This is a genomic window from Staphylococcus sp. AtHG25 (assembly GCF_003217445.1).
GTDB lineage: Bacteria > Bacillota > Bacilli > Staphylococcales > Staphylococcaceae > Staphylococcus > Staphylococcus haemolyticus.
Window position 1 is genome coordinate 1 of record NZ_QJSN01000030.1, and the last position, 8,574, is coordinate 8,574.

Here is an 8,574-nt window from a genome sequence, read left to right on the forward strand (position 1 = left end):
GATCAGGCACCTTCAACGAAGGTAGCAATGGCTAAAGTAATTAAAGCTTTTAAACTTAAACCTGACTGTCATTGTACATCGAAATATCTGAATAACCTCATTGAGCAAGATCACCGTCATATTAAAGTAAGAAAGACAAAGTATCAAAGTATCAATACAGCAAAGAATACTTTAAAAGGTATTGAATGTATTTACGCTCTATATAAAAAGAACCGCAGGTCTCTTCAGATCTACGGATTTTCGCCATGCCACGAAATTAGCATCATGCTAGCAAGTTAAGCGAACACTGACATGATAAATTAGTGGTTAGCTATATTTTTTACTTTGCAACAGAACCAAAAAGAGCCCTAAAATCATCAATCTAGTAAAATAAAGTTTGCGAAGACAAAATTTTACTGGAGATGATGATTATGGACTCATATAAACACCTTACCATAGAAGAACGCGAAAGAATATTCTTTCTTAAGGCTAAAGGATATTCTTTAAGAAAAATCGCTAAAGATATTTGCAGAAGCCCATCAACTGTTTCTCGTGAATTAGCTAGAAACGCTTCCTCCGGAAGCTACAGCCCTACATATGCTCATAATAATTACAAGTGCAATAAGAAAAAATGCGGACGTAAATTATTATTAAAATCAAAGATTTTATTTGATAAAGTAAAATTTTTATTTCTTAATCAACAGTGGTCACCTGAACAAATTGCAAACCGATTGAAAAGTGAAGGGCTTCACCTGGCTATTAGTTATAATACTATTTACCGTGCTATTTATTTAGGCCTATTTGATCCGCCTAAATTAAGTCACGGTAACCGTGGATGTATTAGATTGTTAAGGCATAGAGGTAAGACTAGACACACTAAAAGTCATCAAGAAAATAGAGGTAGAATTAGAATAAGTTATTCAATACATGATCGACCTCAAATCATTAATGATAGAGAACGAATCGGAGATTGGGAAGCCGATACTGTTATGGGAAAAACTGGAAAATCTTGTCTTGTTACATTAGTAGATCGTAAAACCGGCTATTTACTTTGTGGTAAAGTACCTAAAAAGAAATCTGAGTTTGTGAAACAGAAAATCGTAGATTTACTTGGCACCTTACCAAACAATAAACGATTATCTATTACACCAGATAGAGGTAAAGAGTTTTCTAAACATCCAGAAATTACGTCAGAGTTAGATAACATTCCATTTTATTTTCCTGATCCTCATTCCCCTTGGCAACGTGGAACTAATGAAAATACAAATGGATTGATTAGAGAATATATAGCCAAAGGTATTGATATTGATAACATTACAGAAGAACAAATAGAACACTATGTTTATAAGTTGAATACACGTCCTCGTAAACGATTTGATTGGAAAACACCAGCAGAGCTTTTCAATGATAAGGTGTTGCACTTAATTTGACAATTGAAGATATAAATAACCATGGAATCACATCGTTATTCCATGGTTATTTATTGTTCTAATCATACAATTTTCTCTCTAATCTTGCCAGAGATGTAATCCACGATACCGACCATAATTACTAAGCCGATTAATATAATTCCGACACGATCCCATGAACGTGTCTGCAAGGCAAAGATTAATGGTGTACCGATACCTCCTGCACCGATTAAGCCTAAGATGGACGCCGAACGCAAGTTCAACTCAAAACGGTAAAGAATTAATGACATGAAAGTCGGCAAGATTTGCGGGATGACCGCAAATACTAATGTTTTAATTTTATTTGCGCCGCATGCTTTAAGCGATTCGGTTGCACTTAAATCGATATTTTCAATATCCTCTGCGAAGAGTTTTCCAAGCATCCCTACTGAATGAATACCGAGTGCCAACACGCCTGAAAATGATCCTGGTCCTACTGCTTTGATAAAGATTAAAGCCATTACGATTTCAGGAAAGACTCTGATAATACTTAAGATAAATTTGCTTGTGCCTGTGACTGGGCGGAGTTTGACAATATTCTTTGCGCCTAAGAACGCTAAAGGAATACAGATAATCGCAGCTAATATTGTTCCGACTACTGCAATCGCAAAGGTTTCTAACAAACCATGAAGCAAGTCTTCTCCGCCTTTTTGATAGACAAAGCCCCAATCCGGATGAGTTAGTCCTTGTAATATCGAACCGAGAATTTGACGGGATTTGTCTTTGATTTCTAAAGCAGGCATACCGGCAAAAGCCCAAATCAAAAGTGCCGCAACCACTAGTGCTGTTAAGGTATATTTGATTTTCTTCTGCTTATTGCTGTAGTTGTTCAATAACTCTGTTTTACTCATTGTCGTCATGTGAGTTGCTCCCTCACTTTCGAACTGATGAAGTCAATAATGACTACAATCAATAGTGTAAATAAGATAATCACTGCTGTTTTATCGTATTGGAACAGGCCGAGTGTTTGGTCATAAAAGAGACCGATACCGCCGGCACCGACTAAACCAAGTACCGCAGCTGCACGAATATTAATTTCAAAGGCGAATAATACATAAGACACATAAGAAGCGAGTGCCTGCGGAACGACACCGAACAAAATCCATTTGGTTTTATTCGCCCCTACTGCCGTCATGGCTTCTAAAGGGCCTGGATCAATCGCTTCTAAAACTTCATATAATAACTTTGCGACGATACTGATAGTTAATACAATTACCGCGAGCACCCCTGGAATTTGGCCAATCCCAAAAACCGCAACGAAAATAGCCGCAAGTAATAAATCCGGTATCGTACGCACAATGTTCAGCACGAAACGTGCCGGCATTGCTATCCATTTCGTACGTGAGATATTCTTGGCACATAATAATGCAATGGGTACTGCAATAATAGAACCGATAAATGTACCTACGATTGCCATACGAATCGTATCTAACATTGGATTCAATATCTGAGATAAATAACTTAAATCCGGCGGAAACATATCTGTAAATAAGACACCGATTTGAGGCAAGCCGTATAATAAATCACCGATACTAAATCCCGTATAAGTCAAACTCCATATTACTAAGAAAAGTACAAGGACTGCACTGAAAGTCGTCTTAAACGATTTCTTGTTATTTAACATCGACGCATAATCTTTCGCATGATCCATGCTAATTCACTCCTAACTTCTCTTCGTCTTGAATAGAACGGCCGTAAATTTCATTAAAGGCTTCATCTGTTGCACGCTCAACAGGGCCATCAAAGACCAATTGACCATCGCGCAAACCAATAATACGTGTGCCGTATTCACGTGCTAAATCTACAAAGTGCAAGTTGATAATAATTGTGATACCTAATTCTTGATTAATACGCTTCAAATCATCCATCACTTGTTTAGTTGTTAAGGGATCTAATGAAGCAACAGGCTCATCTGCTAAAATAATCGCAGGTTCTTGGCATAAAGCTCTTGCAATAGAAATACGCTGTTGCTGACCGCCGGATAATTCATCAGAACGTGATTTATACTTATCTAAAATATTGACGCGGTCTAAAGCTTCTAATGCTTTGATTTTGTCTTCCTTCGGAAATAGACCGAGAATCATTTTCCAAGTCGGATGATAGCCGACACGTCCGCTGAGTACATTACGCATCACCGAAGAACGTTTGACTAAGTTGAAATTTTGGAAAATCATACCGATATTTCTGCGCATTTCAAGCAGTTGATTGCCGCTGGCTTTAGTCATCGATTTGCCGTCAATCAGAATTTCCCCTTCTGTAATATCATGCAGCCGATTGATAGAACGCAGTAATGTCGATTTTCCTGAACCTGACAAGCCGACAATGACTGCGAAATCACCCTTTTCAATATTTAAATTAATACGGTCTAAACCGACATGACCGTTACTATAAATTTTGCGTACATCTTTAAATTCAATTTGACTCATACTCATTTCCTTTCCTTCTCGCTTTAATACAAAGCGAGCGTATTCAACGGACTCAATGTGCTCTTGCAAGCCTCACTGCGTTGAAATACGCTCATTAAAATGGTGTGATGGAGAACATCTGTTTGCTTTGTGCTTACTTCATTTCTTTGACTTTTTTATCGTATTCTCTAACGATATCGAAGTTTTCATCTTTGCTGTCTACGTAGTTTTCATGAGAGTAAACTTCACTGATGACTTTGTGTCCCTCTTTTGTTTTCGCAATATCTTTAAAGGCTTTATTCAGTTTGTCGCGGAATTTTGAATCCATATCGCTGCGCACTGAGATTGTGTCGTTTGGAATCGGTTTAGTTAATTTTAAAATTTTAGTTTCATCAAAGACTTTAGGTTCGTCTTTTTTCACGATTTTACGTGCATCGTTGAATACAGCTGCCGCATCTACATCGCCGTTCATTAATGAAATGACTGCTTGGTCATGACCTTTCATGTTCACAACTTTCATGTCTTTTAAGACATTTACGCCTTCTTTGTCTAATTCAACAAGCGGGAAAGTATACCCTGCAGTTGAAGTCACATCTTGCAGCGCGATTTTTTTGCCTTTTAAATCTTTAACACTTTTAATACCTGAATCTTTTTTAACAAGAATTTCTGATTTATAGTCCTTTGTAAGTTCTTTTGAATCTGAACCGTCCTTATTCACTCCGAAACGTTGTGCTTGAAGCAATACATCCGCCGCTTTTTGATCGTGCGCTAATGTATAAGCTGTCGGAGGTAAGAAACCAACATCTACTTTTTTAGATTTCATCGCTTCAACAATTGTGTTGTAGTTCGTTGAAACTGAAACTTTCACTGGGATATCTAACTCTTTAGATAATAATTTTTCTAACGGTTTTGCTTTCGCTTCCAACTTATCTGCGTTTTGAGAAGGGACAAATTGAACTGTTAATTCTTTAGGTTTGTAATCCCCGCTGCCTCCCTCTTTATCACTTTCTTTCTTATTGTCTAAAGAACTGCCGTTGCCGCAAGCGGATACGAATAAAATAACTGCCATCATTAAAGCGAAGAGTGACTTTAACGCATGTTTCTTTCTCATTCAACATTCCTCCATATGTATTGCGATGTGTTACACATTTATTATATGAGTGAATTAAAGTAAAAAACAACACAATATTTGTGTAGATTGAGTAAATAATTTATGCAATGTTGATTATCTTTAAATTATTTGAAACTTTAGTTAAGTTATCGTAAATCTTAAATTTATCGAATGTAACTTTCTAGAATTACGAATATAATGAAAGGACAAGTAAATAAAAATAAATACATAACCATTTTAGGAGGAACATTCAATTGAAAGTAATCCATCGTTACGTCGCAAGTTCTGTTTTGATCGCATCTACACTACTCAGTGCATCACCTGATACATACGCACAAAGTACCACTGATGCACCGACTATCGGAGAAGCTGAAAAAGGCAAAGTACTTATGGATAATTCACATGCCCAAACCGCAGGTGCGGCAGATTGGGTCTTAGACGGCGGCTTTTCTGATTATGCCAACCAAATCGCAAAGCAAGGTTATCAAGTGAAAGAATTACGCGGACAGGCAAGTATCACGCCTGAAAAGTTAAAAGACACAAAGATTCTAGTCATTCCTGAAGCGAATACACCTTTCAAATCTTCTGAACAACAAGCTATGGTTGATTTTGCAAAACAAGGCGGCAGTATTATTTTCATTTCTGATCACTACAACGCAGACCGCAACTTGAACCGAATTGATTCATCTGAAGCCATGAACGGCTATCGCCGCGGTGCATACAACGATATGACCAAAGATATGTCGCAAGATGAAAAGCAGTCAGAGGCTATGCAAGGCGTAAACAGTTCTGATTGGTTAGCTGAAAACTTTGGTGTACGCTTTAGATACAATGGTTTAAATAATCTTACAACGAAAAATATGGTAACAGGCAAAGATGCGATGGGCATCACAGATAATGTCAACAGTGTGTCTATGCATGCAGGTTCAACGTTAGCCATTACTGACCCTGATAAAGCAAAAGGCATTATTTATACACCTGAAGGTTTATCTTCAGAACAAAAATGGTCGCATGCGGTAGATCAAGGTGTCTATGCCGGAGGCGGTAAAGCTGAAGGACCTTATGTCGCGGTGTCTAAAGTCGGCAAAGGCAAAGCGGCATTCATCGGCGATTCATCTTTAGTTGAAGACAGTACACCTAAATATAAACGAGAAGACAGCGGAGATACAAAGAAAACTTATGACGGCTTTAAAGAAGCAGATAATCAGCAATTGCTCTCTAACTTAACAACATGGCTCGGCAAACAAGAAGATGCCGAAACGATAACAGCGCTCGGTGTTTCAAAAGACCAAGCCACACCATTGAAAGATTTCGAACAGCCAAAGCAATCAACAGAACCGCAAAAAGAACCTTGGTCAGAACCTAAAGCAGGCTATAAATGGTACGATCCATCAACTTTTGCGGCTGGCAGCTATGGAGGCTCACAATCTGAAACTCCAAAAGAAGAGCAGCCTTCATCACCAGATGAGGATACAAGCAGTACATCTATCAATACGAATGGCATTGCATTCGATGTGCCTGAACAACTTCAAGCAGGACAAACATTTACTATCAAAATCCAATTTAAAGGTCAGCCTGCCAACCAAACTTTAAACGATTTGCGTGCCGGTATTTATGCAGATGGCGGACGCCAGCTTGCGACATTCGGCACACAATCATCACCAGGGTATAGTGCAGCACAATCTGTTCAAACAGACAGTGACGGCAATGCGACACTGTCCTTGAAAGGTCAAACAATATCTGATGCTTCAGGGTCTGCACACTTGCGTTTAAAACAAGGTTCGCATAACCTGAAAACACAATCTATAACGATTAACTGATACGCACATAGGGGGATTTTACATTGACACAACTTGCATTCTATATCGTCAGCGATGTACACGGCTATCTCTTTCCAACTGACTATCAAGACAAGACACAACGATTACCGATGGGGCTCTTGCATACCAAAGCCATCATAGAAGAAGATAGTGCACAGTACAAAAACACGATTCGTATAGATAATGGCGACTTTCTTCAAGGATCGCCTATCGGACATTATCTTGCGAAAGAAAGAGAATCTGCAGAACAGCTGGCGGCGATTTATAATCAATTCGTTTTTGACTTAGGTGTAATCGGAAATCATGAGTTTAATTTCGGCTTAAATTATCTCAAAGACACACTAGCAGATTTAGATTATCCAGTCTTATCTGCGAACATTTTAGAAAACGGCGAACCCTTCACTGGTCATGGTGTCACGTATTTACAAAGAGAGGGATTAACGATTGGCGTGATTGGTTTAACTACACAATATATCCCGCATTGGGAGAAAGCAGAATACATTGAAGGTCTGACATTTGAAAGTGCTGAAAGCACATTGGCACAGTGGCTGCCTGAAGTCAGAGCCAAATCTGATATTGTAGCAGTATGTTACCACGGCGGGTTTGAAAGAGATTTAGAAAGCGGTGCGCCTACGGAAGCCTTAACTGGAGAAAATGAAGGTTATGCATTACTCGACCGCTTCCACACCGACATCGACCTCTTAATCACCGGCCACCAGCATCGTGAAATCGCACAAGTCATTCACGGTGTCCCAGTCATCCAGCCTGGTTCTAAAGGCAATACTGTCGGCAAAATTGTCTTAGACTACCATGATCAAGGTGTGCATCATGCGACTGCACAGCTTTTAACTGATGATAATCCTGATAAAGCTGTACTGACAGATGAGCTTCAGCAATTCAGCGATTATATTGAACAATGGCTAGATGCCCCAATCACTTTATTATCTGAAGATATGGTCGTTGAAGATCAATTTAAAGCACGCACTGCACCGCATCCATACCTTAACTTCTTGAATTACATCTTAATGGAAGCAAGCAATGCTCCGATTGCGGCATCTGCCTTATTTGATTTATCACGCGGCTTTAAAGGCGAAGTCACAATGCGGGATGTCTTAAACAACTATCCGTTCCCTAATACATTCAATGTACTGAAACTCAGCGGACAAGATATTAAAGATGCTTTGGAACAAACAGCTGAATACTTTGAAGTACAAGACCAAGAAGTCATTGTGAACCCTGAATATGTTGAACCCAAGCCTCAGCATTACAATTATGATATTTGGTCAGGTATTGCCTATACTATCAAAGCAGGCAATCCTAAAGGCGAACGTATTACACGTTTGACCCATCAAGGACAGCCGATTGCTATGCATCAAACTTATGAAGTCGTACTGAATAATTACCGTGCTGTCGGCGGCGGCAACTATCCAATGTTCAGTGAAGATAAAATCATCAAATCGATTCCGACTGAAGGTGCACAGCTGATTATTGATTACTTGCAAGCACATCCTGAATTGGATATTCCGAATGTGACAGATTTCAAAGTTGAAGTATAGATTACATTAAAGACAAACACAGCCCCCGCATTCAATACGGAGGCTGTGTTTCATTCTTATATCAAAATTTTGGTTCTGTTGCAAAGTTGAATTTATAGTATAATTTTAACAAAAAGGAGTCTTCTGTATGAACTATTTCAGATATAAACAATTTAACAAGGATGTTATCACTGTAGCCGTTGGCTACTATCTAAGATATGCATTGAGTTATCGTGATATATCTGAAATATTAAGTGAACGTGGTGTAAACGTTCA

At 38.7% G+C, this 8,574-nt stretch carries 7 protein-coding genes and 2 pseudogenes; 5 read left to right on the top strand and 4 right to left on the bottom strand.

Annotated features, from left to right (window positions below; genetic code table 11):
* Positions 1 to 279: pseudogene (locus BDW31_RS12000) on the top strand (IS6-like element IS257 family transposase); the annotation flags it as partial.
* A 131-nt stretch (positions 280 to 410) separates the two neighbouring features.
* Entirely contained in the window at positions 411 to 1,409 is a 999-nt protein-coding gene (locus BDW31_RS12005) for an IS30 family transposase (protein ID WP_110709683.1), read from the top strand.
* 62 nt (positions 1,410 to 1,471) lie between these two features.
* Here BDW31_RS12005 and phnE (BDW31_RS12010) read toward each other — a convergent pair whose 3' ends face one another.
* The 4 genes from phnE (BDW31_RS12010) to BDW31_RS12025 form a co-directional block, all read right to left on the bottom strand.
* The gene (phnE, locus tag BDW31_RS12010; protein ID WP_011303195.1) at positions 1,472 to 2,287 is read right to left on the bottom strand and encodes a phosphonate ABC transporter, permease protein PhnE; all 816 of its coding nucleotides are present in this window, start codon (positions 2,285 to 2,287) and stop codon (positions 1,472 to 1,474) included.
* A complete protein-coding gene (gene phnE, locus BDW31_RS12015) occupies positions 2,284 to 3,078 on the bottom strand; it encodes a phosphonate ABC transporter, permease protein PhnE (RefSeq protein ID WP_011303196.1) in 795 nt (264 codons plus the stop codon). The genes phnE (BDW31_RS12010) and phnE (BDW31_RS12015) overlap by 4 nt, the downstream gene beginning before the upstream one ends.
* A gap of 1 nt (position 3,079) precedes the next feature.
* Positions 3,080 to 3,853, bottom strand: coding sequence for a phosphonate ABC transporter ATP-binding protein (phnC, locus tag BDW31_RS12020; protein ID WP_053025652.1), 774 nt, complete (start codon positions 3,851 to 3,853; stop codon positions 3,080 to 3,082).
* Between the two features lie 133 nt (positions 3,854 to 3,986).
* Positions 3,987 to 4,943, bottom strand: coding sequence for a phosphate/phosphite/phosphonate ABC transporter substrate-binding protein (locus tag BDW31_RS12025; RefSeq protein ID WP_053025651.1), 957 nt, complete (start codon positions 4,941 to 4,943; stop codon positions 3,987 to 3,989).
* A 254-nt stretch (positions 4,944 to 5,197) separates the two neighbouring features.
* Here BDW31_RS12025 and BDW31_RS12030 point away from each other — a divergent pair, with 254 nt between their 5' ends.
* The 3 genes and pseudogenes from BDW31_RS12030 to BDW31_RS12040 form a co-directional block, all read left to right on the top strand.
* Entirely contained in the window at positions 5,198 to 6,763 is a 1,566-nt protein-coding gene (locus BDW31_RS12030; protein WP_011303199.1) for a hypothetical protein, read from the top strand.
* Positions 6,764 to 6,786: 23 nt separating this feature from the next.
* Positions 6,787 to 8,319 (top strand): bifunctional metallophosphatase/5'-nucleotidase, encoded by a 1,533-nt coding sequence (locus tag BDW31_RS12035; protein ID WP_019467662.1) that lies wholly within the window; start codon positions 6,787 to 6,789, stop codon positions 8,317 to 8,319.
* Between the two features lie 127 nt (positions 8,320 to 8,446).
* Positions 8,447 to 8,574: pseudogene (locus tag BDW31_RS12040) on the top strand (IS6 family transposase); the annotation flags it as partial.